Annotated in this window: 24 protein-coding genes and 2 pseudogenes; 8 read left to right on the top strand and 18 right to left on the bottom strand. The window is 71.7% G+C overall.

Annotation, left to right across the window (positions count from 1 at the left end):
- Positions 1-67: 67 nt before the first annotated feature.
- The 4 genes from ABZ624_RS00210 to ABZ624_RS00195 all read right to left on the bottom strand — a co-directional run bounded on the left by ABZ624_RS00210 (position 68) and on the right by ABZ624_RS00195 (position 5,457).
- A complete protein-coding gene (locus ABZ624_RS00210; protein ID WP_351238991.1) occupies positions 68-1,192 on the bottom strand; it encodes a GuaB3 family IMP dehydrogenase-related protein in 1,125 nt (374 codons plus the stop codon).
- A gap of 144 nt (positions 1,193-1,336) precedes the next feature.
- A complete protein-coding gene (gene guaB, locus ABZ624_RS00205) occupies positions 1,337-2,845 on the bottom strand; it encodes an IMP dehydrogenase (protein ID WP_360081308.1) in 1,509 nt (502 codons plus the stop codon).
- A 163-nt stretch (positions 2,846-3,008) separates the two neighbouring features.
- Complete coding sequence (locus ABZ624_RS00200; protein WP_360081307.1) at positions 3,009-3,596, bottom strand: sigma-70 family RNA polymerase sigma factor; 588 nt, start codon at positions 3,594-3,596, stop codon at positions 3,009-3,011.
- Positions 3,597-4,845: 1,249 nt separating this feature from the next.
- Positions 4,846-5,457 (bottom strand): response regulator transcription factor, encoded by a 612-nt coding sequence (locus tag ABZ624_RS00195; RefSeq protein ID WP_003948568.1) that lies wholly within the window; start codon positions 5,455-5,457, stop codon positions 4,846-4,848.
- 380 nt (positions 5,458-5,837) lie between these two features.
- Here ABZ624_RS00195 and ABZ624_RS00190 point away from each other — a divergent pair, with 380 nt between their 5' ends.
- Entirely contained in the window at positions 5,838-6,167 is a 330-nt protein-coding gene (locus ABZ624_RS00190; protein WP_191871889.1) for a WhiB family transcriptional regulator, read from the top strand.
- Positions 6,168-6,260: 93 nt separating this feature from the next.
- Here ABZ624_RS00190 and ABZ624_RS00185 read toward each other — a convergent pair whose 3' ends face one another.
- Positions 6,261-7,160 carry a LysR family transcriptional regulator gene (locus ABZ624_RS00185; protein WP_360081306.1) on the bottom strand — a complete coding sequence of 300 codons (900 nt, stop codon included), beginning with the start codon at positions 7,158-7,160 and terminating at the stop codon, positions 6,261-6,263.
- Positions 7,161-7,240: 80 nt separating this feature from the next.
- Between ABZ624_RS00185 and ABZ624_RS00180 the strand changes: the two genes are divergently transcribed.
- The 3 genes from ABZ624_RS00180 (at position 7,241) to ABZ624_RS00170 (ending at position 9,542) form a co-directional block, all read left to right on the top strand.
- The gene (locus tag ABZ624_RS00180; RefSeq protein ID WP_360081305.1) at positions 7,241-7,909 is read left to right on the top strand and encodes an MOSC domain-containing protein; all 669 of its coding nucleotides are present in this window, start codon (positions 7,241-7,243) and stop codon (positions 7,907-7,909) included.
- A gap of 74 nt (positions 7,910-7,983) precedes the next feature.
- Positions 7,984-8,757, top strand: a complete 774-nt coding sequence (locus ABZ624_RS00175) for an SDR family oxidoreductase (protein WP_360081304.1) — start codon at positions 7,984-7,986, stop codon at positions 8,755-8,757.
- 77 nt (positions 8,758-8,834) lie between these two features.
- Positions 8,835-9,542, top strand: coding sequence for an ester cyclase (locus ABZ624_RS00170; protein WP_360081303.1), 708 nt, complete (start codon positions 8,835-8,837; stop codon positions 9,540-9,542).
- 64 nt (positions 9,543-9,606) lie between these two features.
- Here ABZ624_RS00170 and groL read toward each other — a convergent pair whose 3' ends face one another.
- The 4 genes from groL to ABZ624_RS00150 all read right to left on the bottom strand — a co-directional run bounded on the left by groL (position 9,607) and on the right by ABZ624_RS00150 (position 14,400).
- Positions 9,607-11,232: a chaperonin GroEL gene (gene groL / locus ABZ624_RS00165; RefSeq protein ID WP_360081302.1), complete on the bottom strand. Its 1,626-nt coding sequence runs from the start codon at positions 11,230-11,232 to the stop codon at positions 9,607-9,609.
- A 122-nt stretch (positions 11,233-11,354) separates the two neighbouring features.
- Entirely contained in the window at positions 11,355-11,663 is a 309-nt protein-coding gene (gene groES, locus ABZ624_RS00160; RefSeq protein ID WP_020132158.1) for a co-chaperone GroES, read from the bottom strand.
- A 278-nt stretch (positions 11,664-11,941) separates the two neighbouring features.
- Positions 11,942-12,670 carry a polysaccharide deacetylase family protein gene (locus ABZ624_RS00155; RefSeq protein WP_360082101.1) on the bottom strand — a complete coding sequence of 243 codons (729 nt, stop codon included), beginning with the start codon at positions 12,668-12,670 and terminating at the stop codon, positions 11,942-11,944.
- 818 nt (positions 12,671-13,488) lie between these two features.
- Complete coding sequence (locus ABZ624_RS00150; RefSeq protein ID WP_360081301.1) at positions 13,489-14,400, bottom strand: polysaccharide deacetylase family protein; 912 nt, start codon at positions 14,398-14,400, stop codon at positions 13,489-13,491.
- Positions 14,401-14,490: 90 nt separating this feature from the next.
- Between ABZ624_RS00150 and ABZ624_RS00145 the strand changes: the two genes are divergently transcribed.
- Positions 14,491-15,654 (top strand): class I SAM-dependent methyltransferase, encoded by a 1,164-nt coding sequence (locus ABZ624_RS00145; RefSeq protein ID WP_360081300.1) that lies wholly within the window; start codon positions 14,491-14,493, stop codon positions 15,652-15,654.
- Positions 15,655-15,657: 3 nt separating this feature from the next.
- Here ABZ624_RS00145 and ABZ624_RS00140 read toward each other — a convergent pair whose 3' ends face one another.
- The 3 genes and pseudogenes from ABZ624_RS00140 to ABZ624_RS00130 all read right to left on the bottom strand — a co-directional run.
- Positions 15,658-16,890 (bottom strand): RNA polymerase sigma factor, encoded by a 1,233-nt coding sequence (locus ABZ624_RS00140; RefSeq protein WP_360082099.1) that lies wholly within the window; start codon positions 16,888-16,890, stop codon positions 15,658-15,660.
- Between the two features lie 174 nt (positions 16,891-17,064).
- On the bottom strand, positions 17,065-17,421 hold the full coding sequence (locus ABZ624_RS00135; protein WP_360081299.1) for a YciI family protein: 357 nt from the start codon (positions 17,419-17,421) through the stop codon (positions 17,065-17,067).
- 160 nt (positions 17,422-17,581) lie between these two features.
- Positions 17,582-18,267 (bottom strand): annotated as a pseudogene (locus ABZ624_RS00130) (substrate-binding domain-containing protein); the annotation flags it as partial.
- 1 nt (position 18,268) lies between these two features.
- On the opposite strand from ABZ624_RS00130, the pseudogene ABZ624_RS00125 reads away from it, so the two are divergent.
- Positions 18,269-18,483, top strand: a pseudogene (locus tag ABZ624_RS00125) (hypothetical protein); the annotation flags it as partial.
- Between the two features lie 161 nt (positions 18,484-18,644).
- Positions 18,645-19,520, top strand: a complete 876-nt coding sequence (locus tag ABZ624_RS00120; protein WP_360081298.1) for a hypothetical protein — start codon at positions 18,645-18,647, stop codon at positions 19,518-19,520.
- Positions 19,521-19,735: 215 nt separating this feature from the next.
- On the opposite strand, the gene ABZ624_RS00115 is transcribed toward ABZ624_RS00120, so the two are convergent.
- From ABZ624_RS00115 to tsaB, 4 genes are read right to left on the bottom strand one after another with little or no spacing between them, the layout of a single operon-like run.
- A complete protein-coding gene (locus tag ABZ624_RS00115) occupies positions 19,736-19,993 on the bottom strand; it encodes a hypothetical protein (RefSeq protein ID WP_360081297.1) in 258 nt (85 codons plus the stop codon).
- The gene (gene tsaD, locus ABZ624_RS00110; RefSeq protein WP_360081296.1) at positions 19,990-21,078 is read right to left on the bottom strand and encodes a tRNA (adenosine(37)-N6)-threonylcarbamoyltransferase complex transferase subunit TsaD; all 1,089 of its coding nucleotides are present in this window, start codon (positions 21,076-21,078) and stop codon (positions 19,990-19,992) included. Before tsaD ends, ABZ624_RS00115 begins: the two co-directional genes overlap by 4 nt.
- Positions 21,071-21,544: a ribosomal protein S18-alanine N-acetyltransferase gene (rimI, locus tag ABZ624_RS00105; RefSeq protein WP_360082097.1), complete on the bottom strand. Its 474-nt coding sequence runs from the start codon at positions 21,542-21,544 to the stop codon at positions 21,071-21,073. Before rimI ends, tsaD begins: the two co-directional genes overlap by 8 nt.
- 17 nt (positions 21,545-21,561) lie before the next feature.
- Complete coding sequence (gene tsaB / locus ABZ624_RS00100) at positions 21,562-22,218, bottom strand: tRNA (adenosine(37)-N6)-threonylcarbamoyltransferase complex dimerization subunit type 1 TsaB (protein WP_360081295.1); 657 nt, start codon at positions 22,216-22,218, stop codon at positions 21,562-21,564.
- 117 nt (positions 22,219-22,335) lie between these two features.
- On the opposite strand from tsaB, the gene ABZ624_RS00095 reads away from it, so the two are divergent.
- The gene (locus tag ABZ624_RS00095; protein WP_360081294.1) at positions 22,336-22,890 is read left to right on the top strand and encodes a hypothetical protein; all 555 of its coding nucleotides are present in this window, start codon (positions 22,336-22,338) and stop codon (positions 22,888-22,890) included.
- A gap of 288 nt (positions 22,891-23,178) precedes the next feature.
- Here the strand turns inward: ABZ624_RS00095 and tsaE are convergent, their stop codons facing one another.
- The gene (gene tsaE, locus ABZ624_RS00090) at positions 23,179-23,691 is read right to left on the bottom strand and encodes a tRNA (adenosine(37)-N6)-threonylcarbamoyltransferase complex ATPase subunit type 1 TsaE (protein WP_360081293.1); all 513 of its coding nucleotides are present in this window, start codon (positions 23,689-23,691) and stop codon (positions 23,179-23,181) included.
- Positions 23,657-24,916 carry an alpha/beta hydrolase gene (locus ABZ624_RS00085; RefSeq protein ID WP_360081292.1) on the bottom strand — a complete coding sequence of 420 codons (1,260 nt, stop codon included), beginning with the start codon at positions 24,914-24,916 and terminating at the stop codon, positions 23,657-23,659. The genes tsaE and ABZ624_RS00085 overlap by 35 nt, the downstream gene beginning before the upstream one ends.
- Between the last annotated feature and the right edge of the window lie 18 nt (positions 24,917-24,934).

Raw genomic sequence — 24,934 nt, 5'->3', positions numbered from 1 at the left:
CGCCCGCACGGGAAAGGGCCCGCCCACCGCTCTGACGGTGGACGGGCCCTTCGCCTACGACGACGGGTCAGCGGCGGTGCTGGCTGTCCGCGACCGTCACCTCGACCCGCTGGAACTCCTTCAGCTCGCTGTAGCCGGTGGTGGCCATCGCACGGCGCAGAGCGCCGAAGAAGTTCATCGAGCCGTCGGGGGTGTGGGACGGGCCGGTGAGGATCTCCTCGATCGTGCCGACCGTGCCCAGGTCGACCTTCTTGCCGCGGGGCAGCTCCTCGTTGACCGCCTCCATGCCCCAGTGGTGGCCCTTGCCGGGCGCGTCCGTGCCGCGGGCCAGCGGGGAGCCCATCATCACCGCGTCGGCGCCGCAGGCGATCGCCTTGGGCAGGTCGCCGGACCAGCCGACACCGCCGTCCGCGATCACGTGCACGTACCGGCCGCCGGACTCGTCCATGTAGTCACGGCGGGCCGCGGCCACGTCGGCGACGGCGGTGGCCATCGGGACCTGGATGCCCAGCACGTTGCGCGTGGTGTGGGCGGCGCCGCCGCCGAAGCCGACCAGGACGCCGGCCGCGCCGGTGCGCATCAGGTGCAGGGCGGCGGTGTAGGTGGCGCAGCCGCCGACGATCACCGGGACGTCCAGCTCGTAGATGAACTGCTTCAGGTTCAGCGGCTCGCTCGAGTGGGAGACGTGCTCCGCCGACACCGTCGTACCGCGGATGACGAAGATGTCCACGCCCGCGTCCACGACCGCCTTGGAGAACTGGGCGGTGCGCTGCGGGGAGAGCGCGGCCGCGGTGACCACGCCGGAGTCGCGCACCTCCTTGATGCGCGCGCCGATCAGCTCCTCCTTGATGGGCGCCGCGTAGATCTCCTGGAGGCGGCGGGTCGCCTGCTCGGCGGGCAGCCCGGCGATCTCGTCCAGCAGCGGCTGCGGGTCCTCGTGCCGCGTCCACAGGCCCTCGAGGTTGAGGACGCCGAGGCCGCCCAGCTCGCCGATGCGGATCGCGGTGGCCGGGGAGACGACCGAGTCCATGGGGGCGGCCAGGAAGGGCAGCTCGAAGCGGTAGGCGTCGATCTGCCAGGCGATCGAGACCTCCTTCGGGTCCCGCGTACGGCGGCTGGGGACGACGGCGATGTCGTCGAAGGCGTACGCCCGGCGGCCGCGCTTGCCGCGCCCGATCTCGATCTCAGTCACGTTGGTGGCCTTTCCCTATGCGTTGCAGCGCCTTCCAGTATCGCCGACGGGTACGACAACGGCGGCCCCGGATGCTCCTGGGCCGCCGTTGCGTGAGCTTCACGCGCGCGTGAGCGTCACTTTTCGCTCGTCACTTCTTGCTCGTCACCGCTTGCTGCTGTAGTTCGGCGCCTCGACCGTCATCTGGATGTCGTGCGGGTGGCTCTCCTTCAGGCCCGCCGAGGTGATCCGCACGAACCGGCCGTTGGCCTGCAGCTCGGGGACGGTGCTGCCGCCGACGTAGAACATCGACTGGCGCAGGCCGCCGACCAGCTGGTGGACGACGGAGGACAGCGGGCCGCGGTAGGGCACCTGGCCCTCGATGCCCTCGGGGATCAGCTGCTCGTCGGAGGCGACGCCCTCCTGGAAGTAGCGGTCCTTGGAGAACGACCTGCGGTCGCCGCGGGTCTGCATGGCACCCAGCGACCCCATGCCGCGGTACGACTTGAACTGCTTGCCGTTGATGAACAGCAGCTCGCCCGGGGACTCCTCGCAGCCCGCGAGCAGCGAGCCGAGCATCACCGTGTCGGCACCCGCGACCAGGGCCTTGGCGATGTCGCCTGAGTACTGCAGACCGCCGTCGCCGATGACCGGGACACCGGCCTCCTTGGCGGCGAGCGCGGCCTCGTAGATCGCGGTGACCTGCGGGACGCCGACGCCGGCGACCACGCGCGTGGTGCAGATGGAGCCCGGTCCGACACCGACCTTGATGCCGTCGGCGCCCGCGTCGACCAGGGCCTGGGCGCCGTCGCGCGTGGCGACGTTGCCGCCGATGACGTCGACGCCGGAGGAGTTCGACTTGATCTTGGCGATCATGTCGCCGACCAGCCGGGAGTGGCCGTGCGCGGTGTCCACGACGATGAAGTCGACACCGACCTCGATGAGGGCCTGGGCACGCTCGAAGGCGTCACCGGCCACACCGACCGCCGCGCCGACCAGCAGACGGCCCTCGGCGTCCTTGGCCGCGTTCGGGTACTGCTCCGCCTTGACGAAGTCCTTGACGGTGATCAGGCCCTTGAGGACGCCCTCGCCGTCCACCAGCGGCAGCTTCTCGATCTTGTGCTTGCGCAGCAGCTCCATGGCCTCCGGGCCGGAGATGCCGACCTTGCCGGTGACCAGCGGCATCGGGGTCATGACCTCGTGCACACGGCGGCTGCGGTCGCTCTCGAAGGCCATGTCACGGTTGGTGACGATGCCGAGCAGCTTCTTGTCGCCGTCGGTCACCGGGACACCGCTGATGCGGAACCTGGCGCACAGGGCGTCGGCCTCGGCGAGGGTGGCGTCCGGGTGGATGGTGATGGGGTCCGTGACCATGCCGGACTCGGAGCGCTTCACCAGGTCGACCTGGTTGGCCTGGTCCTCGATGGAGAGGTTGCGGTGCAGCACGCCGACGCCGCCCTGGCGGGCCATCGCGATCGCCATGCGGGACTCGGTCACCTTGTCCATGGCGGCGGACAGCAGCGGGATGTTGACCCGCACGTTCTTGGAGACGTACGAGGCGGTGTCGATCTCGTCGGGTGCCATGTCCGACGGGCCCGGCAGCAGCAGCACGTCGTCGTAGGTCAGCCCGAGTGTCGCGAATTTACCGGGCACTCCGTCGACGTTGGCAGTCATGACACCTTCCCCAAATGGCCTTGATCGGTGCGGATGTCCATGCTAACGGGAAGCATCGCTAGCAAATTCCACGGTACGGGGTCGCTTCAGGCTTCGTATGTTCGTACGGAAACGGCGGCGCACCTGTTCAGCGAAGGAGCTACACGGGCTCCGTGCTGGGGGATTACTGTTCGGCGAGCGCGCGGAGGCGGCTCAGCGCCCTGTGCTGGGCGACCCGGACCGCGCCGGGTGACATTCCCAACATCTGCCCCGTCTCCTCCGCGGTCAAGCCCACGGCGATACGCAGCAGGAGCAGCTCGCGCTGGTTCTCGGGGAGGTTGGCCAGCAGCTTCTTCGCCCACTCGGCGTCGCTGCTGAGCAGGGCGCGCTCCTCGGGGCCGAGGGAGTCGTCGGGGCGTTCCGGCATCTCGTCGGAGGGCACGGCCGTGGAGCCCGGGTGGCGCATCGCGGCGCGCTGGAGGTCGGCGACCTTGTGGGAGGCGATCGCGAAGACGAACGCCTCGAAGGGGCGGCCGGTGTCGCGATAACGGGGCAGCGCGAGCAGGACCGCGACACAGACCTCCTGGGCGAGGTCCTCGACGAAGTGGCGCGCGTCGCCGGGCAGCCGGGACAGCCGGGTGCGGCAGTAGCGCAGCGCCAGCGGGTGCACGTGCGCGAGCAGATCGTGCGTGGCCTGCTCGTCCCCGTCGACGGCGCGATGTACGAGCGCACCGATCACCCCGTGGGCCGTGCCCGCCTCCTCGTCGCGCATCGGTCCATGGTGCCTTGCGGCCGTCCGGTCCGTCGCATCGTGCTCGTGGTTGTGCACCGAAGCGTTATGAGCAGGTGCGCCGGCACTCATTCCCTGCGCCCTCCCCTTCCGCTCGACCGACTCGTCCCCGAGAGACTCCACATCTCAAGGATGCGGCATCCGCGCCGAAACGAGCAGCGCCCGTCCGGCGGGCCTCCTTGCGCAGCGCCCGCCGAGGCGTCCGACGGAGTCGTACGCCCAGGGCGCGAACAGCCCGACCGCGTGTGGCGCGATCCTCGTCCAGCCGTGCCGACCACGGGTGTTCACGGAGTGGATCTCCGTTCCCGGGTACGACCCCCCGCCCGGCCGGCGGCCTGCCGCACGCCTCCTCGGGTGTGACCGGGTCCACCCGTCGGCGGCGCACCGGCCGAGGCGTTTCACCGCACCGGATGCAAGTACCGCCCCGGCGGGCGAACCAGGAGGCGCCGGTACGACGCCGAAGCCCGGGGTGCCACCGCGGGGCACCCGGGTCCGTTTCCGCAGACGGCCAGGGCGTGGCGGCGCGCCCCACGACCGAGGGTCCCGTGGCAGCACGCACGCGCGCGTCCCCGCTCCCGCCCAGGACACTCCGATACGCCCCCGGAACCCCTCGTCCGGCGTCACACACGGCCGGGGCCCGGCGTGCTGCCGTGAGTGCGTCGTGGCGGGATTCGGTTCCGGTTCGGCGAACGGCCGGGCGACACCGATGCCGGCATACAGCCCGGAGCCCCCCGAAATCCCCGCACGGCCGGAAGCCCCGGAAATCCCCGCACGGCCCGGACCCACGGAAGCCGTCAGCACGCCCGGACACCCGAAAGCAGCCGCCCGGCCCGGACCCACGAAAGCCCGCAGCACGCCCGCACACCCGAAGGCCGCCGCACGGCCCGGACCCACGGAAGCCGTCAGCACGCCCGCACACCCGAAAACCGCCGCACAATCCCGACGCCCAGAAGCCGCCGCACACCCCCGACATCCGCAAGCCGGCATACAGCCCGGACACGCGGAAGTCGGCACTACACCCCGCCACACCGAAGTCGCCGGACGGCCCGAACACCCGAAAGCCGGCAGTCCGCCCGGGCATCCCGAGGAGCGTGCCGCGCCCCCTTTCCCAGGCGGTTCCAGTGCCGGCGGGGTGGCCGGCTGCTGCCAGGGGAGGCGGATACGCGTCCGGCTCCGGGAGCGTTGCCCCGGTGGCGGCCGGCCCCGCCTGCCCCGCAGGGCTGGGCACTGCCTACCGGACCAGTCCCCAGCGGAAGCCGAGCGCCACGGCGTGGGCCCGGTCGGAGGCGCCGAGCTTCTTGAACAGGCGCCGCGCGTGCGTCTTGACGGTGTCCTCGGAGAGGAACAGCTCGCGGCCGATCTCGGCGTTGGAGCGGCCGTGGCTCATGCCCTCCAGGACCTGGATCTCACGTGCGGTGAGCGTGGGCGCGGCACCCATCTCGGCCGAGCGGAGCCGACGCGGGGCCAGCCGCCAGGTCGGGTCCGCGAGGGCCTGCGTCACCGTGGCCCGCAGCTCCGCGCGCGAGGCGTCTTTGTGCAGGTAGCCGCGGGCGCCGGCGGCGACCGCGAGGGCCACACCGTCGAGGTCCTCGGCGACGGTGAGCATGATGATGCGTGCGCCGGGGTCGGCCGACAGCAGACGGCGCACGGTCTCCACTCCGCCCAGGCCGGGCATGCGCACGTCCATCAGGATGAGATCGGAGCGGTCGGCGCCCCAGCGGCGGAGGACTTCCTCGCCGTTGGCCGCCGTCGTCACACGCTCGACGCCGGGCACGGTCGCGACCGCGCGGCGGAGCGCCTCTCGGGCAAGCGGGGAGTCGTCGCAGACGAGGACGGATGTCATGACCGCCCTCCGCAGCTGATGCGCGTCACCTTGAGCCTCCAGGCTGGTACGGAATCGTCACCTGTGCGGTCGACCGTCTCGGACGCCTGCCCGAGCGCTTGTGTTTTCAACCGCCTCCGCACTCTCAACGACGGTCACTCGAAAGAGTTACGGGGCCGCGTGCCGTCTTCGGCACTCTACGTGAGGGCCTCGACACAGAGCAGACATGGACGAAAGACCCTCAACTTTTCATCACAACTATGCCCCATTCGGCCTATTTTCTTCCCGTTTCGTGGTGTCCGAGGCTAGATTCGCAATGAGTCATATTTTCATCTCCTTAGACCGGAGATGTACGGTCGTTGGCACCGTATCCGCTCAGAACGGCTACAAGGGGTCACGTAATGGCAGATTTCTCCCGCCTTCCCGGACCGAACGCGGACCTGTGGGACTGGCAGCTGCTGGCTGCCTGCCGCGGCGTGGACAGCTCGCTCTTCTTCCACCCTGAGGGCGAGCGCGGGGCGGCTCGGAGCGCTCGCGAGAACTCGGCCAAGGAGGTCTGCATGAGGTGCCCCGTGCGCGCGGAGTGCGCGGCGCATGCACTCGCGGTGCGCGAGCCGTACGGCGTGTGGGGCGGCCTGACCGAGGACGAGCGTGAGGAGCTGATGGGGCGCGCGCGCAACCGCCTGGTGACGGCGTCGGCCGTCGGCGCGGACACGGCCCCCAACCACTGAAGGAACGTTTCTGCACCCATGGCCCTCCGGGTGCGCCCTTTCCCCTTCCACCAGGGCACGCCACGCGCGTGCCCTTGATTCTGCCGCGGGCTCCTAGGCGCGCCCGGCCGCCCGGGCCAGCTGTTCCAGCGTCGCCGCCACAGCCGGCACCTGTGCCAGGTCGGGCAGGGTGAGGGCGACGATCTCGCGCCGCACCGCTGGCTCCAGCCGTACCGTGCGCACGCCCCTGGGCCGTACCGACTCCACCGCCAGTTGCGGCAGTACGGCGACCCCCAGGCCGGCGCCGACCAGGCCGGCCACCGCCGGGTAGTCGTCCGTGGCGAAGTCGATGCGCGGGGTGAAACCGGCCCCCTCGCAGACTTCGACCAGCTGGCCGCGGCAGCGCGGGCAGCCCGCGATCCACGGCTCCTGGGCCAGCTCGCCGATGGCGACGGACCGCGCCCGCGCCAGCGGGTGCCGCTCCGGGACCAGAGCGACCAGACGGTCCGTCAGCAGCGGCCGTACGACCAGGTCGTCCCAGTCCTCGGTGACCGCCGCCCCCTCGTAGCGGAAGGCCAGCGCCAGGTCGCAGTCGCCCTCGCGCAGCAGCTCGGCGGACTTCGGGGGCTCGGCCTCCTCCAGGGAGACACGGGTGCCGGGATGGGCGGCGCGCAGGGCGGCGAGGGCGGTGGGGACCAGGGTGGAGGTGCCGCTCGGGAAGGAGACCAGCCGGACCCGGCCGGCGCGCAGGCCCGCGATGGCGGCGACCTCCTCCTCGGCCGCGGTGAGCCCGGCGAGGATGCCGGAGGCGTGTCTGACCAGGGCTTCCCCGGCCTGCGTCAGTCGCATCTCGCGGCCGCTGCGGACCAGCAGCGGGGTGCCGACCGAGGTCTCCAGGGCCTTCATCTGCTGGCTGACGGCGGGCTGGGTGCAGCCCAGTTCGCGTCCCGCCGCCGAGAAGGAACCGGTGGTGGCGACGGCGCGCAGGACGCGGAGATGACGGGCCTCGATCACCCTTCAAGCATAAGGGTCACTTGGGGACTGCGCGCAATATTGGCTCGACGCTTTGAGGTGCGGTCCCGTACCGTGCGGGCATGAGGGTTCTCACGGTCAATCTGGGCCGCCCGCAGCCGGTGCCGTACACGGACCAGGCGGAGGGCGTGACGGGTATCGACAAGAAGCCGGCCGACGGACCGGTGCGGGTGACGGCGCCGGGTCCCAAGGGGGTCGGCGGCAGCGGGCTGGCCGGGGACGCGGTGTGCGAGCTGCGCCACCACGGCGGGGACGACCAGGCGGTGTACGCGTACGCGCGCGAGGATCTCGATGCCTGGGAGCGCGAACTGGGCCGCTCGTTGGCCAACGGCTGCTTCGGGGAGAACCTGACGACGGACGGGCTGGACGTCTCCGGGGCGCTGATCGGCGAGCGCTGGCGGATCGGGGCCGGGCCGGTTCTGGAGGTGACCTCGGGCCGGATCCCGTGTCGTACGTTCCAGGGCCATCTGGGCGAGCGCGGCTGGGTCAAGAGGTTCACGCAGAAGGGCGTAACGGGTGCCTACCTCCGGGTGATCGAGCCGGGTGAGATACGGGCGGGCGATGCCGTCGAGATCGTGCACCGGCCGGACCACGGGGTGACGGCGGCGATGCAGTTCCGCGCGGTCACCACCGAGCGGGAACTGCTGCCGCGGGTGCTCGCGGCGGGCGAGGCGCTGCACGCGGAGACGCTTGCCGCGGCGCGCAAGTACGTGATGTCGCAGCAGGGCTGAGCGAGCGTCGGCCGGGCTGCCCTCCGGGTCCCGCGCCAGCGGACGCGCACGCTCCGGGTCACTACCCTTGGGCCATGACAACGGCTCTGATTACGGGATCGACCGCGGGGATCGGCGCCGCGTTCGCGCGGCGGCTGGCGGCTGACGGGCACGACCTCGTCCTGGTGGCACGCGACACCACACGGCTGCGCGAACAGGCGACCGAACTGCACGACCGGCACGGCATCGAGGTGGAGGTGCTGACCGCCGACCTGTCCGAGGACAAGGGCATCGAGTCGGTGGCCGACCGCCTCGGCGACCGGAAGAACCCGGTCGACCTGCTGGTCAACAACGCCGGCTTCGGCAACAAGGGCCGCTATCTCGAGGTGCCCATGGCCGACGAGCTGCGGATGCTCAAGGTGCACTGCGAGGCGGTGCTCCGGCTGACATCGGCGGCGTCCGAGGCGATGCGCGAGCGCGGGCGGGGCGGGATCGTCAACGTCGCCTCCGTGGCCGCCTTCGTGCCGCGGGGCACCTACGGCGCCTCCAAGGCGTGGGTCGTGCAGTTCACCCAGGGCGCGGCCAAGGACCTGGCCGGCAGCGGCGTACGCCTGATGGCCCTGTGCCCCGGCTTCGTGCGCACCGAGTTCCACCAGCGGGCCGGGATGGGCACGGACAACATCCCGGGGTGGATGTGGCTGGACGCCGACAAGCTGGTCGCGGCGGCCCTGGCGGACCTGGCGCGCGGGAAGTCGCTGTCGATCCCCGACCCCCGCTACAAGGCGCTGATGGGCCTGGTGAAGGTCACCCCGCGCGGGCTGATGAGCGGGATCTCCTCCCGGACGGGACGCAAGTACGGGCCCCGGTAGCGGACGGGTGGCGCTGCCGTCCCGGTGCGAAAATGAGCGTGACGGAAACCGGGCCAGGGGGGCCGGGAGGCGGCGTCATGACCTTCGTACAGCTCATCGAGTGCAGGACGAGCCGGCTGGACGAGATGAACCGGCTCATGGACGACTGGGTCGAGCAGACCAGGGGAAAGCGGACGGCGACGCACGCGCTGGTCGGCAAGGACCGCTCGGACGCGGCGCACATCGTCGAAGTGGTGGAGTTCCCGTCGTACGAGGAGGCGATGCGGAACTCGAAACTGCCGGAGACCGACAGGATCTTCCAGGACATGGTCGCCCTGTGCGACGAGATGCCGACGTTCACCGATCTGGACGTCGTGCGGGACGAGCGGCTGGCCGAGGACACCGTGCGGCGGTTCTTCGCGGCGCTGGCGACCCCGGGCGAACTGCCGCCGCTCAACGACCTGGTGGACGAGGACATCCACAGCCGTGACCCGGTCAATCCGCAGGACACCATCGGCCTGGACAACTTCCGCGCCGAGATCCGGATGTGGCGCCGTGGCTTCGACTTCGCGTTCACGGTCGAGGACGTGTTCGCCCAGGGCGACCGGGCCTGTGCGCGGTGGACCTGGAACGCCACCCACAAGGGCGACTTCCTGGGGATCGCGCCCACCGGGAGACAGGTCACCATGTCCGGGCTGACGATGCTCCGGTTCGGCGACAGCGGGAAGTTGGCCGAGGTCTGGTGGCAGCACGACCAGCTGGGGCTGATGCAGCAGCTGGGCGCACTGGACGAGTTGGAGCAGTAGGCGCTGCGGACAGGCCGAAGGCCCGGCATCCCGAAAGGGGGCCGGGCCTCAGCTGTGAGATGCCTCAGTGGGCGTGGCCGTGGCCGTGGCCCGCGGCGGCCGGCTCTTCCTCTTCCTTCTTCTCGACGACCAGGGTCTCGGTCGTGAGCAGCAGGGAGGCGATGGAGGCGGCGTTCTCCAGGGCGGAGCGGGTGACCTTCACCGGGTCGATGACGCCGGCCTTGACCAGGTCGCCGTACTCGCCGGTGGCGGCGTTGTAGCCCTGCCCCTTCTCCAGGTCCTTGACCTTGGAGACGATGACGTAGCCCTCCTGGCCGGCGTTCTCGCCGATCCAGCGCAGCGGCTCGACGACCGCGTTGCGGACGACCGCGACACCGGTGGCCTCGTCGCCGGTCTTGTCGAGGTTGCCCTCGAGGACCTTGGAGGCGTGCACCAGGGCGGAGCCACCACCGGAGACGATGCCCTCCTCGACCGCGGCGCGGGTCGCGGAGATGGCGTCCTCCAGACGGTGCTTCTTCTCCTTCAGCTCCACCTCGGTGGCGGCGCCGACCTTGATCACGCACACGCCGCCGGCCAGCTTCGCGAGGCGCTCCTGGAGCTTCTCGCGGTCCCAGTCGGAGTCGGTGTTCTCGATCTCGGCCTTGATCTGCGCGACACGGCCGGTGAGGTCCTCGGCCTTGCCGGCACCCTCGACGATCGTGGTGTCGTCCTTGGTGACGGTCACGCGGCGGGCGGAGCCGAGCACGTCCAGGCCGACCTGGTCGAGCTTGAGGCCGACCTCCTCGGAGATGACGGTGGCACCGGTGAGGACGGCCATGTCCTGCAGCATCGCCTTGCGGCGGTCGCCGAAGCCGGGGGCCTTCACCGCGACGGCGTTGAAGGTGCCGCGGATCTTGTTGACGACCAGGGTCGACAGGGCCTCGCCCTCGACGTCCTCGGCGATGATCAGCAGCGGCTTGGAGGCGCCGGCCTGGATGACCTTCTCCAGCAGCGGCAGCATGTCCTGGATGGAGCTGATCTTGCCCTGGTTGATGAGGATGTACGGGTCGTCGAGGACGGCCTCCATACGCTCCTGGTCCGTCACGAAGTACGGCGACAGGTAGCCCTTGTCGAAGGCCATGCCCTCGGTGAAGTCCAGCTCCAGACCGAAGGTGTTGGACTCCTCGACGGTGATGACACCGTCCTTGCCGACCTTGTCCATCGCCTCGGCGATCAGCTCGCCGACCTGCTGGTCCTGGGCGGACAGCGCGGCGACGGCGGCGATGTCGGACTTCTCGTCGATCGGGCGGGCCGAGGCGAGCAGCTCGTCGGAGACGGCCTTGACGGCGGCGTCGATGCCCTTCTTCAGGGCGGCCGGGGAGGCGCCGGCGGCGACGTTCTTGAGGCCCTCACGGACCAGCGCCTGGGCGAGAACGGTGGCGGTGGTGGTGCCGTCACCCGCGATGTCGTTGGTCTTGGTCGCCACCTCCTTGACCAGCTGCGCGCCGAGGTTCTCGTACGGGTCGTCGATCTCCACCTCGCGGGCGATCGTGACACCGTCGTTGGTGATGGTGGGGGCGCCGAACTTCTTGTCGATGACGACGTTGCGGCCCTTGGGGCCGATCGTCACCTTCACCGTGTCGGCCAGCTTGTTGACGCCGCGCTCAAGGGCGCGACGGGCGTCCTCGTCGAACTTCAGAATCTTCGCCATGACAGCGGAAGCCCTCTCGGAAATCTGTGGGAGTAAAGACAACTGCGCCCCGGGCGCCCGGCTTCGTTATCGGTCGCGGGGGCCAGGGGCGCAGCTCAGGAGCAAAGGTTTGCTCGAGGTGATTACTTCTCGATGATCGCGAGCACGTCGCGAGCCGAGAGGACGAGGTACTCCTCGCCGTTGTACTTCACCTCGGTGCCGCCGTACTTGCTGTAGAGGACGACGTCGCCGACCTTGACGTCGAGCGGCAGGCGCTCGCCGTTCTCGAAGCGGCCCGGGCCCACGGCGAGGACAGCGCCCTCCTGGGGCTTCTCCTTCGCGGTGTCCGGGATGACCAGGCCAGAGGCGGTGGTCTGCTCGGCGTCGAGCGGCTGGACCACGATGCGGTCCTCGAGCGGCTTGATGGCAACCTTGGAGCTGGTGGTCGTCACGATCCGACCTCCCCCTTCGGAGATCTCACGGGGTTAACTGTCTGAGGTGGCGACCAGGTCGATCCGTCGTCGCGGGTGCCGGACCTGCCCGTCGCGTAGTTGGCACTCTCCAGTGGGGAGTGCCAGAGCCGAGACTATGACTGCGGTTAGCACTCGGTCAAGCGGAGTGCCAATGCCGTGCGGCGCGTCGGCCGAAGACGGGGCTCGTGGAGTGGGGTCGTGGCCGGTGTTCGCCCCGCCGTCCCTGGGGCTGCCGCCCCCGGACCCCCTGGCTGGATCTACCGGAGGTAGTCCTCCAGCCGGCCCACCGTCAGCCCTCGCTGCTGGACCCTGCGAAGGGCCCGGACGGTGCGGTCGCGCAGGCTGGGGCCCGTTGTCTCGTCCGGGCCGATCAGGATGATGTCGCCGGGGCGGAGGTGGTGTGCGCCGTGGGCGTAGACGAGGTCGGTGGGGGTCATGGCGGCGCGCCACAGGACGAGCGTGGAGATGCCGCAGTCGGACGCCGCGCGCAGCGTGGTGGTGTCGTACGAGCCGTACGGCGGGCGGAAGAGGCGGGGGCGCAGGCCGAGACGGGCGCCGAGCCTGTCCTGCTGGCCGCAGATCTCGGCGCGCTGGCCGGCGTAGGGCAGGCCGGACAGCGCGCGGTGGTCGAGGGTGTGGTTCTGGATGCCGGCGCCCAGCCGGTGCAGGCGGGCGAAGTGGCCGTAGCCGGGGCCGGCGACGCTGTCGGTGAGGAACATGCTGAGGGGCAGCCGGAGTTCGCGGACCATGTCGACGAAGCGGGGGTCCTTGTCGGCGCCGTCGTCGTAGGTGAGGAAGACGACCCGGTCGTGGGTGGGGACATGGTCCATGACGCGGGGCAGGGCGCGGCCGGCGGTGTGCGGGGTGAGGGCGAGCGTGCGGGCGGTGGGACGCGGTGGGCGGGCGAGGGGCTCGGTCAGGCCCCAGCGGAGGTAGGCCCGGTCGGCGGCGGGGGCGGGCGGATATACGCCCTCGGCCGCCTTCATGCCGAGGCGTTCGATGGGGTCGACGGACTGGGCGCAGCCGGTGAGGAGCAGCGCCGAGGCGAGCAGCACGCTCAGCGTCCGACCGGCACGCCACCCGGAACCCACCCACCGCCCCCCGAAGGCAACCTGCGCGCGCCCCGCCCGCCACCCACCGGAAGCAGCCCGCGCGGTCCCCGCCCGCAAACCACGGAAGGCAACCCGGACGCCCCCCGTCCGCATATCACCGGACCCAGCCTGCGCGGTCTCCGCCCGGCAACCACCAAGGACAGCCCGGACGCCCCCCGTCCGCATGTCACCGGAACCAGCCCGCACACCGCCTGCCCGCCCCCCACCGGAGCCAGTCCGCGCGGTCTCCGCCCGCGAACCACCAAAGCCAACCCGCACGCCCCCCGCCCGCACTTCACCGGACCCAGCCCGCGCGGTCCCCGCCCGCAAACCACCAAAGCCAACCCGCACGCCCCCCGCCTCCCAACCACCGAAGACAGCCCGCCCGTCCCCCACCCCCCGGTCACCAAAGTCGGCCGACGTGCCGCCCGCCCCCAAACCACCAGAACCGAGCCGCGCGCCGTCCACCATCGCACCACCAGAACCGACACGCGCGCCGCCCACCCCCGCACCACCAGAACCGACCCGCGCGCCGCCGGCCCCCGCACCACCAGGACCGACCCGCGCGCCGCCCACCCCCGAGCCGCCAGAACCGACCCGCGCGCCGCCCACCCCCGAGCCGCCGAAGGCAGCGTCCGGGTGTCGTCTCCGCGAGTCGCTGGTCGTCGCGCTTCCGGGGGTCGGCCGTGGGGGCTCGGCGCTCCCGCGGTAGCTCACAGGTAGTCCTCCAGGCGGGCCACGGCGTAGCCCTCGCGGGTGACCTTGTTCAGGAAGCGGCGCATGTCGTCGACCATCGTGCCGTTCCAGTCGGAGCGGCCGCGGAAGTGGGTGAGGACGATGTCGCCGCGGCGCATCTTCTGGTCGTCCTCGCGGTACTCCCAGTGGTCGACGAAGACCTCCTCGTTCCAGATCGGCGCGTAGCGGATGCCGCAGGCCTTGGCGGCGCGCAGGGTGTCCTGGTTGTAGTCGCCGTAGGGCGGACGGAAGACCGTCGGGCGCTTGCCGAACTGCCTCTGCATGATGTCCTGCATGCCGCAGATCTCGTCCCGCTGCTCCTCGTAGGACAGGCCCGGCAGGTAGGGGTGGTGCAGGGTGTGGTTGTTGAGGGTGTGACCGTAGGACTGCATCCTGCGGAAGTAGCCGTAGTCGTCCTCGACCAGGTAGTTGCTGAGGAAGGCGGTGTACGGGATCTTCAGCTCCCGCATCATCCGCAGGAAGTCCGGGTCCTTCTCCGAACCGTCGTCGATCGTGAGGAAGACGATCTTCTGCCGGGTGGGGATCGTGGTGAAGACGGGCGGCAGCTCCCAGTCCTCCTGGTGGTCGACCTCGAAGCCGGCCCGGGCGGTGATGTGCGGCTTCTTCACGGGCGGGGGCGGCGGCGTCAGCGGGACCTCGTCCAGTCCCCAGCGGCGGGCGGCGGCGACCAGACGGGCGTGTTCGGCGGCCTGGCGGGCCTGGGGACTCAGGGTGTGCGCGGGGCCGCCCTGACCGGGCGCGGGGCGGGTCACGTGGGGGCCGGCACAGCCTGCGAGGAGGGCGGCGCAGATCAGGGCGGCGGCTCCACGGGCGAGGACCGGACGCCTGATTCGGTTCTGATTTTTATCGTTTTGTACGATTAGTCGCATGGTGCCGGATCCTCCCAGGCCAGGGTCCGGATCCCGGGCCGACACCGCCGCCGGAGGCGCACGATCCACCGACTGGCCCACAATGACCCGGTGAACGACCTCGCTCTGCTCCTCACCACCGAAGGCCGTGCCCTCCTCGACGAGGTCCGCGACACCGCCCCGGCGGACGAACTCGCCGTCGCCACCCGGCTGCGCCGCGACCATCCCGCCGAGCTGGTGTCGGCCGCGCTCGGCCAGGCCCGGCTGCGGCAGCGTGCGGCGGCGAAGTTCGGGGCGGCGGACGCCGGGCGGATGTTCTTCACGCCGAACGGGGTCGAGCAGTCGACGCGGACGAGTGTGGCGACGTACCGCGCCGAGCGGCTCAGGGGGCTCGGCGTGACGTCCGTGGCCGACCTGTGCTGCGGGATCGGCGGGGACGCGATCGCGTTCGCCCGCGCGGGGATCCGGGTGCTCGCCGTGGACCGGGACCCGGTGACGGCCGCCGTGGCCCGCGCGAACGCCGAGGCGCTGGGGCTCGGGGAGCTGATCGAGGTGCGCGAGGCGGACGTCACGGAGGTGGACACCACCGGGTACGACGCGGTCTTCGTGGATCCGGCGCGCCGCGGGGGCCGCGGCAGGATCTTCGACCCGGAGGCGTACTCGCCGCCGCTGTCGTGGGCCGTGGGAGCCGCTTCGGCCGCCGGGACGGCCGCGCTCAAGGTCGCCCCGGGCATCCCTCACGAGGCGGTCCCCGCCGGGGCCGAGGCGGAGTGGATCTCCGACGGCGGCGATGTGAAGGAGGCGGTGCTGTGGTTCGGGACAGGGGCGCCGGGGGCGGTCCGTGCCACGCTGCTGCCCGGCCCGCGCACACTGCTCGGCCGTGGCCTGCCCGATCCCGGGGTGCGCCCGGTGGGACGGTACCTGTACGAGCCGGACGGTGCCGTGATCCGCGCCCATCTGGTCGCCGAGGTGGCCGAACACCTGGACGGCGGGCTGATCGACCCGACGATCGCCTACGTCACCGCCGACGGGCTGCGGCACACGCCGTACGCCTCCGCCTACGAGATCACCGACCAACTCCCGTTCAATGTCAAGAAGTTGAAGGCTCTGCTGCGCGAGCGCGAGGTCGGCACGCTGACCGTGAAGAAGCGCGGGTCGGCGGTCGAGCCGGAGGAGCTGCGCAGGAAGGTCAAGCCACAGGGACCGAACGCGGCGACGGTGTTCCTCACCCGGGTCGCCGGGGCGCCCACCATGCTCGTGGGCGGGCCCGCCTAGGGCCTAGGACGGCACCTCGCCGGCCCGGCGCAGCAGCAGTTCGCGTTCCCTGTCGTTGCGTGCCAGGCCGGCCGCCCTCCCGAACTCCGCGCGGGCCTCCGCCGTACGCCCGAGCCGGGCCAGCAGGTCGCCGCGGACGCTGGGCAGCAGGTGGTAGTCGCGCAGGGCGGGTGCGGCGGCCAGGGCGTCCACCAGCTTCAGGCCCTCGGCGGGGCCGTCGGCCATCGCCACGGCGACCGCGCGGTTCAGCTCGACCACCGGGGACGGGGCACGGGCGGCCAGCAGGCCGTACAGGGTGGCGATGGTCCGCCAGTCGGTCTCCTCGTACGTGTACGCGTGGGCGTGGCACGCGGCGATGGCCGCCTGGAGGGCGTAGCGGCCCGGGGCACCGGTCGCCGTGGCGCCGGCGCGGTCGAGGGCCTGGACGCCGCGGGCGATGAGCATGCGGTTCCAGCGGCGGCGGTTCTGGTCCTTGAGCAGGACGGGTTCGCCGTCCGGACCCGTGCGGGCGGCGGTGCGGGACGCCTGGAACTCCAGCAGCGCGGTCAGGCCGTGCACCTCCGGCTCCTTGGGCATCAGCGCGGACAGCACGCGGGCCAGCCGCAGCGCGTCCTCGCACAGACCGGGGCGGAGCAGGTCGTCGCCGGCGGTCGCCGCGTATCCCTCGTTGAAGATCAGGTAGATGACGTCCAGGACGGAGCCGAGGCGGGCCTCGCGGTCGGGGCCGCAGGGCACCTCGAAGGCGATGCTCTTCGTCGCCAGGGTGCGTTTGGCGCGGACGATGCGCTGGGCGATCGTCGGCTCCGGGACGAGGTGGGCGCGGGCGATCTCTGCCGTGGTCAGGCCGCCGAGGAGGCGCAGGGTGAGGGCGGTGCGGGCCTCCGGGGACAGCACCGGGTGGCAGGTGGTGAAGACGAGCCGGAGCAGGTCGTCGTCGATGGCGTCCGGGTCGCCGGGCTCGTCGTACGGCGGCGGGGACGACAGCGTGCGGTCCCGGCCGATCTCCCGCAGCTTGCGGGCGTAGGTCTCGCGGCGCCGGATCAGGTCGACGGCCCGGTGCCGGGCGGTGGCCATGAGCCAGGCGCCGGGGTTGTCGGGCACGCCGTCGCGGGGCCACTGCTCCAGGGCGGCGACCAGGGCGTCCTGCGCCAGTTCCTCGGCGATGCCGACGTCCCGGACGATCCGGGCCACGCCGGCGATGACGCGGGGCGACTCCAGGCGGAAGACGGTCTCGATGGCGTGGGCGGCGGCGGGCCCGGTGGGCTGTGGCTCGGTGGGCTGTGGCTCGGTGGGCTGTGGCTCGGTGGGCTGTGGCTCGGTGGGCTGTGGCTCGGTGGGCTGTGGCTCGGTGGGCTGTGGTTCCACAGCCCACCATGCAACACCCTCGGGCACCCCGAGGCCAGGGACGGCTCAGCCCTCGGCGATCTCCCGGACCTCACAGGTCACGGTCCAGTACGCCTCGTGGGTCTGCAGGAACCGCTTGGTCCACTCGATCGCCTCGTCCATGTCCTTGCACTGCATGAGCGCATAACCGCCGACGACCTCCTTGGACTCGGTGAACGGCCCGTCCGTGACCGTGAGCCCGCCGCCCTCCCAGCGGACCCGCTTGCCCTGGCTGTGCGGGGTGAGCCCGGCGGTGTCGAGCATGACGCCGGCCTTGGTGATCTCCTCGATCAGCTCGCCCATCCGCTCCATCAGCTCGGGGCTGGGGCCCTCGGGCGGCGCGGTGGACTCGTCGACGCGTACGAGCGAGAGATAGCGGGGCATGGTGGCTCCTTCGGCCGGGCGGCGGAGCCTCTCCCCGCCGCTCACCCATGCGTCGAACGGGAGACACCCGGATCGACACGCTCGCCGAGGTTTTTTCCACGGGTGCCGTGACGACCGGCATCAGCACCGTCTTCACATGGTCGGCGGTCAGCCCCTACCGCTACTGCGCCGGGGGCGCATCCGTGCTCGACCGCACCACCAGGCTCGTCGCAGCTCCACCCGCGTCGCCGTCCGCTCCTCCTGCGCGCGCCCCAGCTCCAGCACCAGCCGGGCCGCCGCCTCGGCCATCTCGGTCAGCGGCTGTCGTACGGTCGTCAGCGGCGGGCCGACCCAGCGGGCCACCGGCAGATCGTCGAAGCCGACGACACTGAGGTCCCCCGGGATGCGCAGTCCCCGTTCGCGCGCGGCCTCGTACAGGCCGAGCGCCTGCAGATCGTTGCCCGCGAAGACGGCCGTCGGCCGGTCGGGGCGGCGCATCAGTTCGAGCCCCAGGCGGTAGCCGGAGTCGTGGCGGAAGTCGCCGGCTGCGATCAGTGAGGGGTCGACGGGCAGGCCGGCCGTCTCCAGGGCGGCGCGGTAGCCGTCGAGGCGGGCCCGGCTGCACATCATCCGGGACGGGCCGCTGATCGCGCCGATCCGGGTGTGGCCGAGCTCGACGAGATGACGGGTGGCGGCGAGGCCGCCCTGCCAGTTGGTGGCGCCGATGGAGGGCACGTCCGGACCCGGGTCGCCGGCCGGGTCCATCACCACGAACGGGATGGACCGGCTGGTCAGCAGCGCCCGCTGGGACTCGTCGAGCCCGGACAGCACCAGCACCAGCACCACGCCGTGCGGGCGGCGCGCGGCCGAGTCCCGCCGGATCACCTTCCGCTTCCACGCCGGCCTGTCCTGCTTCACGGACCGTACGGGGCGCGAGTGGTGGAACCGGGCACGCTGGAGCTGCGGGTGGCGGCGTCGAGCGCGGAGGTACGGCACCGGGTGCGGCTGCGGCTGACGGGGCCGGTCCGGGTGGTGGGGGCCGGGCGGCGCCTGCGGTGCGAGGTGGAGGTGTCCCGGAACTGATTGAACCTCAGGGGCCGGGTGGAACGTATGGAGCCATGGCGGAAGCAGCAGAAGCACAGCCACCTCCGTTCCGCAAGACCCCTGACACGGGCGTTCAGGATCGTTTCAGGTTGCCCCTGCCAGGGTCGTCGATCATCTGACACCCCCTCACAGGAGCACCCTTGACGACCACATCCGAGACGAAATCCGTGATGAAGAAACTGCCGGAGGTGACGCTCGCGTTCTGGATCATGAAGATCGCGGCGACGACCCTGGGCGAGACCGCGGGAGACCTGTTCTCCCAGACGCTCAAGCTGGGCTACTTCCTCACCACGCTCGCGCTGTTCCTGGTCTTCGTGGTGACGCTGGTGGTCCAGCTGCGCTCGGCGCGCTACAACCCGTTCTTCTACTGGACCGTGATCCTGTCGACCTCCATGGCCGGCACCACGATGTCCGACTTCATGAACCGGGACGCCAGCGCCCAGTACCTCTCGAACGGCGCGACGCGGCTGGGCTGGGGCCCGCAGGGTCTGGGCCTCGGCTATCCGGAGGGCGCCGCGATCCTGGTCTCGATCCTGCTGCTGATCTTCCTCGGCTGGAAGCTGAGCGGGATGACGTTCCAGATCACGGAGATCGTCACCTTCCGGGGCGAGGCCCTGTTCTGGTCGGCGATCCTGGTCTCCAACACCCTCGGCACCTCGATGGGCGACTTCCTGTCCGACAGCTCAGGGCTCGGCTACCTGGGCGGGGCCGCCCTGGTGACCGGCGCGCTGCTGGTGCTGGTGGCACTGATGAAGGTCCCGGCGGTGCCGAACGTCCTGCTGTTCTGGGTCGCGTTCGTCCTGACCCGCCCGCTGGGCGCGACGGCCGGCGACTTCCTCACCAAGCCGGTCGCCAAGGGGGGCCTGGACCTGGGGACGCTCGGCTCGTCGGCCGTGCTCCTGGCGGCGCTGTTCGGGCTGATGGCGTACGCGCAGCTCAAGGAGCGGCGGGCGGCGGCGGAGTTCGACCGGCCCGCAGCCGAGCCGGTGCAGCCGCACCGAGCCGGTCGGCCGTAACGGCGAAACCCGCCCCCGGAGGACCGGGGGCGGGTTTCGGATGGAGCGCCGGGCAGGCCTTGCACCTGCATCTCCCCGCAGGAAGCGGGACGTCTTTCCTTGGACCACCAACGCACTGCGTCCGGGGCGGAGTTCCGACTTCGATGTCTCGAATTCGGCGTTCCGGCCGTTCGCTGTGTGATGATCATAGCGCAGTCCGGCCGGGACCGCCAAACTCAACTGTCCGCGACCGACTCGAACCGCCAGCGGTGCACGGCCCGGGTCACCAACTCCGCGCCGGGATCGGGCAGTTGGGGCAGCTCGGCGTCGTACGACGCGTCCCACCACGTGATGACCAGCACCCGGTCCTGCGGTGCCCGGAAGGTCTCGCGCCTGAGCGGCTCTTCCGCCAGGCGCTGTTCCCGCGCCCAGGCGAGGAGTTCCGCCCCCCGCCCGTCGGCCGCCCGGGCCTCCCACATCAGGGCGACGGTCATGAGTACAGGTTCTCCTTGCTGACCTCGTGCACATGGTCGTGGTTGCCCGGGACGTGCGGGTCCGTGACCGGCAGGGAGGAGTCGGCCGACAGATCCCAGCTGGAGGCGGCCCGGTTGCGGGCGACCATCTCGGCGCCGAGCGCGGCGACCATCGCGCCGTTGTCCGTGCACAGCTTGGGGCGCGGCACGCGCAGCCGGATACCGGCCGCCTCGCAGCGCTCCTGGGCGAGCGCCCGCAGCCGGGAGTTGGCCGCGACGCCGCCGCCGATCATCAGGTGGTCGACGCCCTCGTCCTTGCAGGCGCGGACGGCCTTGCGGGTCAGCACGTCGACGACGGCCTCCTGGAAGGACGCGGCCACATCACGGACCGGGACCTCCTCACCGGCCGCGCGCTTCGCCTCGATCCAGCGGGCCACGGCCGTCTTCAGGCCGGAGAAGGAGAAGTCGTACGCGGGGTCGCGCGGGCCGGTCAGGCCGCGCGGGAAGGCGATCGCCTCCGGGTCGCCCTCACGGGCGTACCGGTCGATGACCGGGCCGCCGGGGAAGCCCAGGTTCAGCACACGGGCGATCTTGTCGAAGGCCTCGCCCGCCGCGTCGTCGATGGTCGAGCCCATCGGGCGGACGTCGGAGGTGATGTCCTCTGACAGCAGCAGCGACGAGTGCCCGCCGCTGACCAGCAGAGCCATCGTCGGCTCGGGCAGCGGGCCGTGCTCCAGCTGGTCGACGCAGATGTGCGAGGCGAGGTGGTTGACGCCGTACAGGGGCTTGCCGAGGGCGTAGGCGTACGCCTTGGCCGCCGAGACGCCGACGAGCAGGGCACCCGCGAGACCGGGCCCGGCGGTCACCGCGATGCCGTCCAGGTCCCGGGCGCTGACCCCCGCCTCCTTCAGGGCGCGGTCGATGGTCGGCACCATCGCCTCCAGGTGCGCGCGGGACGCCACCTCCGGTACGACACCGCCGAAGCGGGCGTGCTCGTCCACGCTGGAGGCGATGGCGTCCGCCAGCAGGGTGGTGCCGTGGACGATGCCGACGCCGGTCTCGTCGCAGGAGGTCTCGATGCCGAGGACGAGGGGTTCGTCAGCCATTGATCTCGGTTCCTTGCACTGATGAGGAAGGGTCGGTCAGGCGCATGACCAGGGCGTCCACGTTGCCCGGCTGGTAGTAGCCGCGCCGGAAGCCGATCGGCTCGAAGCCGAAGCGCTCGTACAGCTTCTGGGCGCGGACGTTGTCGACCCGGCACTCGAGCATCACCTCGTGGCACTCGAACGCGGTCGCCGCCCGCAGCAGTTCGGCCAGCAGACGGGCGCCGAGACCGGTGCCCTGGACGTCGCGGGCCACGGCGATGGTCTGGACGTCGCCCTGCTCACCTGCGGCGACCAGACCGGCGTAGCCGACGATACGGCCGTCGGTCTCGGCGACGAGGTACCGCCGGGTCGCCTCGGGCCCCCGGGAGTGGGCCAGCTCGGACCAGAACATGCCCCGGGACCAGGCGTCCTCGGGGAACAGGTCCTTCTCCAGCTCAAGGACCGGGTCGATGTCCCACCAGCGCATCTCGCGCAGTCGTACGGTCACTTCGGGGTGACCACCTTGTAGTTCTTGGGGACCTGGGCGTCCGGGCGGCGCAGGTACAGCGGGCGGGGGGCCGGCAGTTCCTCGCCGGCGGCCAGCCTCTCGGCCGCGAGCGAGGCGAGGGCGGCGGCGGAGACGTGCTCGGGCTCATGGGCGCTCGGGAACGTGTCCGGGTAGAGCAGCGCACCGGCGCCGACCGCGGGGAGACCCGCGACCTGCTCGGCGATGTCGGCCGGCCGGTCCACGGCCGGGTCGGTGAGCCGGGTCCGGGAGTCGGCGTACGTCGCCCAGTAGACCTCCTTGCGCCGGGCGTCGGTCGCCACGACGAAGGGGCCCTTCTCGATGTCGGCGGCGTAGGCGAGGCCGTCCAGCGTGCACACGCCGTGCACCGGGACGCCGAGGGCGAGGCCGAAGGTGTCGGCGGTCATCAGACCGACCCGCAGACCGGTGTAGGGGCCGGGCCCGACGCCGACGACGACGCCGGTGACGGCGTCCAGTCTGAGTCCGGCCTCGGCGAGCACACGGTCGACGGCCGGCAGCAGCAGCTCACCGTGCCGGCGCGCGTCCACCTGACTCGACGAGGCGATGACATCCGTGCCGTCGTGCAGCGCGACGGTGACGGCGGGCGTTGCGGTATCCAGAGCGAGCAAGAGCACGCAAACAGCCTACGGCGCCCACGGCTCACGCATGGCCGTCCGGGTCGAACGGTCACCGGCTGCTACGGTCTGTCTGTACGAAGTACGACATATGACCCGAGGCGGAGGTGGGCGCACGTGGCAGGGACCAGCTCGGGGATCGTGGCCGCCCTCACCGCGGTGGCCCTCGGAGCCGTCGGCTTCCTCGCCTACCAGGCCCACGCGACCGCCCCGGCGAGTCTGGGCGTCAGGCCCGCGGCGGGCGCACCGCCCCTGACAGCCGCCGGCAAGGCGCCCCGCGGCCGCCGTGACCCGACCGCCCTGCCACGCGGTTCCGGCCTGGGCGAACGGGTCGTGTACTCGGTGGACGACGACCGGGTCTGGCTGGTCGGCGAGACGAACCGGGTGCAGCGCACGTTCCGGGTGAACCCGGGCAGCATCGACCCGCCGGTCGGCACGTACTGGGTCACGTCCCGTTCGAGCGCGGTCACCGGTTCCGACGGTGTTCCCGTCGAGCATGTCGTGCGGTTCACCAGCGTGGAGGGGCTGGCGATCGGGTTCAGCGCGGCGACCGCCCCGCGGGCGGCGGCCGACCCGAGTGCGCGGACCGGCGGGATTCGGGAGACGCGGGCGGACGGCGATGCGATGTGGGCCTTCGCGACCATCGGGGTGCGGGTCGTTGTGATTCGCTAGGCGCAGTGCCGGGCTGTGCCGTCGGGGCCCCGCGCCCCTTTCGTCCCTTCGGGGCGCTCAGGGGCGCGTGGGGGCCGCGAGACCTCCTTCGCCGCCGCGCATGACGCCAGCAGGTCGCGCATGGACACCCCTGCGGCTCCTGTGGAACGGGGCTCGGACATGGCGCCTCCTGACGAGCGGGGGCGGTTGTAGTTAGGTACGCCTAACTACGGGCTGGGTACCATGTGACCACGCCCGGGACGTCCTGCGCAATATGTTGCCGACGGCTTGTCGGAAAGCCGGTGCCGGTCAGGCCGTGAGCATCCCCAGACCCGCGTCCGCCCAGCGCTCCCCCAGGCCCGTCAGCGTCACGTGCCGCACCTCGTCGGTCGTGTCACCGACGGCGCGGTGGATGACGACCTGGAGGCGGTCCTCGGTCAGTTCCTCGACCTTGCCCTCGCCCCACTCGACGACGATCACCGATTCGGGCAGCGAGACGTCGAGGTCCAGGTCCTCCATCTCGTCCAGGCCGCCACCGAGCCGGTAGGCGTCCACGTGCACGAGGGGCGGGCCGTCGCCGAGGGAGGGGTGCACCCGGGCGATCACGAAGGTCGGTGAGGTGACCGCGCCGCGCACGCCGAGGCCCTCGCCGAGCCCTCGGGTCAGCGTGGTCTTGCCCGCGCCCAGCTCACCGCTGAGCATCACCAGGTCACCCGCGCGCAGCAGCTTGGCCAGTCGGCGGCCCAGCTCGCGCATCTGCTCGGGCGAGGTGATGGTCAGCCAGGTCTCAGCGGGGTGGTGCGGTGCTGCTGGTGCTTCCATAGCCAGTAACGGTAGCCCCTGCGGGGACCGCACCCGCACGGGTGAGCAGATCGGCGAGGCGGTCGGTGACCACTTCCGGGTGCTCCAGCATCACCAGGTGCCCGGCGTCCGGGACGAGGACCAGCTCGGCCTCGGGCAGCAGGTCGGCGATGGCCTCGCTGTGCTCGCTGGGCGTGACCAGATCCTGGACGCCGGCCAGTACGAGCACCGGCATGTCCTGGAAGTGGGCGAGTGCCTCGGTCTTGTCGTGGTCGGTGAAGGCCGGGTAGAACTCGGCGACCACGTCGATCGGCGTGGACTCGATCATCCGCTCCGCGAACCGCTCGACGGCCGGGTCGACGTCCCGCCCCGCGAACGAGTACCGCTTGATGATCCCGGTGAACAGGTCGGCGGTGGCCCGGCGCCCCTTCTCCACCAGCTCGGCCTGCTGTCCGAGCGCCTTGAGCACCCCGGGCAGGATCCGCCGCACCGCGTTGACGCCGGCGAGGGGCAGCCCGAAGTTGACCTCGCCGAGCCGCCCGGACGACGTGCCGACGAAGGCGGTGGCGACGACCCGCTCCCGGATCAGCTCGGGGTACTGGGCGGCGAGGGCCATCATGGTCATGCCGCCCATCGAGTGGCCGACCAGCACGATCGGTCCCTCCGGTACGGCGGCGTCGAGGACGGCCTTCAGATCGCGGCCGAGCTGGTCGATGGTGACCGGCACCCGGTCCCGGGTCTGGGCCATGCCGCGCCCGGAGCGGCCGTGGCTGCGCTGGTCCCAGTGCACGGTCCGTACGACCCCGCGCAGGGCCGCCCGCTGGAAGTGCCAGGAGTCCTGGCTGAGGCAGTAGCCGTGACAGAAGACGACGGTCACGGGCGCGGGGGCCTTGCGGCCGAAGAGGCGGCGCCGGCGCGGGGAGACGTTCGGCCCGGGGTCGGGCTCGGCCTCGTCGACCTCGTAGTACAGCTCGGTGCCGTCGTCGGCGTGCGCCTTGCCTGGGGTGCCGCGCAGGGTGCCGTAGGGACCCGCGGAGTCCAGCGCGAGCCGGGCCTTCCTGCGCATGCCGCGGCCCACCGTCATCCGCTCGATGGCGACGCCGGCCGCCGCGCCCGCGGCGAGCACGCCTATCGCGGCGCCGGCGATGCCGGTCGCCCTGCGCCAGCTCCCGGCCGCCCCCGCGGCGGAGGCGGCGGCCGCCGAGGCGACGACGTCCGCCACGGCCTCCGCACTGCTCTCGCTCACGTACCGCTCCTCTTCGCC

This window comes from Streptomyces sp. NPDC007205 (assembly GCF_040634095.1).
GTDB lineage: Bacteria > Actinomycetota > Actinomycetes > Streptomycetales > Streptomycetaceae > Streptomyces.
The sequence above is the reverse complement of the archived record's forward strand: the minus strand, read 5'-3'. Positions and strand labels throughout refer to the sequence as shown.

Excerpts from the sequence above, each read along its gene's own strand:
- guaB (WP_360081308.1), bottom strand. The coding sequence starts at position 2,845 with ATGACTGCCAACGTCGACGGAGTGCCCGGTAAATTCGCGACACTCGGG.
- ABZ624_RS00200 (WP_360081307.1), bottom strand. The coding sequence starts at position 3,596 with ATGCGCGACGAGGAGGCGGGCACGGCCCACGGGGTGATCGGTGCGCTC.
- ABZ624_RS00195 (WP_003948568.1), bottom strand. The coding sequence starts at position 5,457 with ATGACATCCGTCCTCGTCTGCGACGACTCCCCGCTTGCCCGAGAGGCG.
- ABZ624_RS00190 (WP_191871889.1), top strand. The coding sequence starts at position 5,838 with ATGGCAGATTTCTCCCGCCTTCCCGGACCGAACGCGGACCTGTGGGAC.
- ABZ624_RS00180 (WP_360081305.1), top strand. The coding sequence starts at position 7,241 with ATGAGGGTTCTCACGGTCAATCTGGGCCGCCCGCAGCCGGTGCCGTAC.
- ABZ624_RS00175 (WP_360081304.1), top strand. The coding sequence starts at position 7,984 with ATGACAACGGCTCTGATTACGGGATCGACCGCGGGGATCGGCGCCGCG.
- ABZ624_RS00170 (WP_360081303.1), top strand. The coding sequence starts at position 8,835 with ATGACCTTCGTACAGCTCATCGAGTGCAGGACGAGCCGGCTGGACGAG.
- groL (WP_360081302.1), bottom strand. The coding sequence starts at position 11,232 with ATGGCGAAGATTCTGAAGTTCGACGAGGACGCCCGTCGCGCCCTTGAG.
- ABZ624_RS00155 (WP_360082101.1), bottom strand. The coding sequence starts at position 12,670 with ATGAAGGCGGCCGAGGGCGTATATCCGCCCGCCCCCGCCGCCGACCGG.
- ABZ624_RS00150 (WP_360081301.1), bottom strand. The coding sequence starts at position 14,400 with ATGCGACTAATCGTACAAAACGATAAAAATCAGAACCGAATCAGGCGT.
- ABZ624_RS00135 (WP_360081299.1), bottom strand. The coding sequence starts at position 17,421 with ATGCCCCGCTATCTCTCGCTCGTACGCGTCGACGAGTCCACCGCGCCG.
- ABZ624_RS00115 (WP_360081297.1), bottom strand. The coding sequence starts at position 19,993 with ATGACCGTCGCCCTGATGTGGGAGGCCCGGGCGGCCGACGGGCGGGGG.
- tsaD (WP_360081296.1), bottom strand. The coding sequence starts at position 21,078 with ATGGCTGACGAACCCCTCGTCCTCGGCATCGAGACCTCCTGCGACGAG.
- rimI (WP_360082097.1), bottom strand. The coding sequence starts at position 21,544 with ATGCGCTGGTGGGACATCGACCCGGTCCTTGAGCTGGAGAAGGACCTG.
- tsaE (WP_360081293.1), bottom strand. The coding sequence starts at position 23,691 with ATGGAAGCACCAGCAGCACCGCACCACCCCGCTGAGACCTGGCTGACC.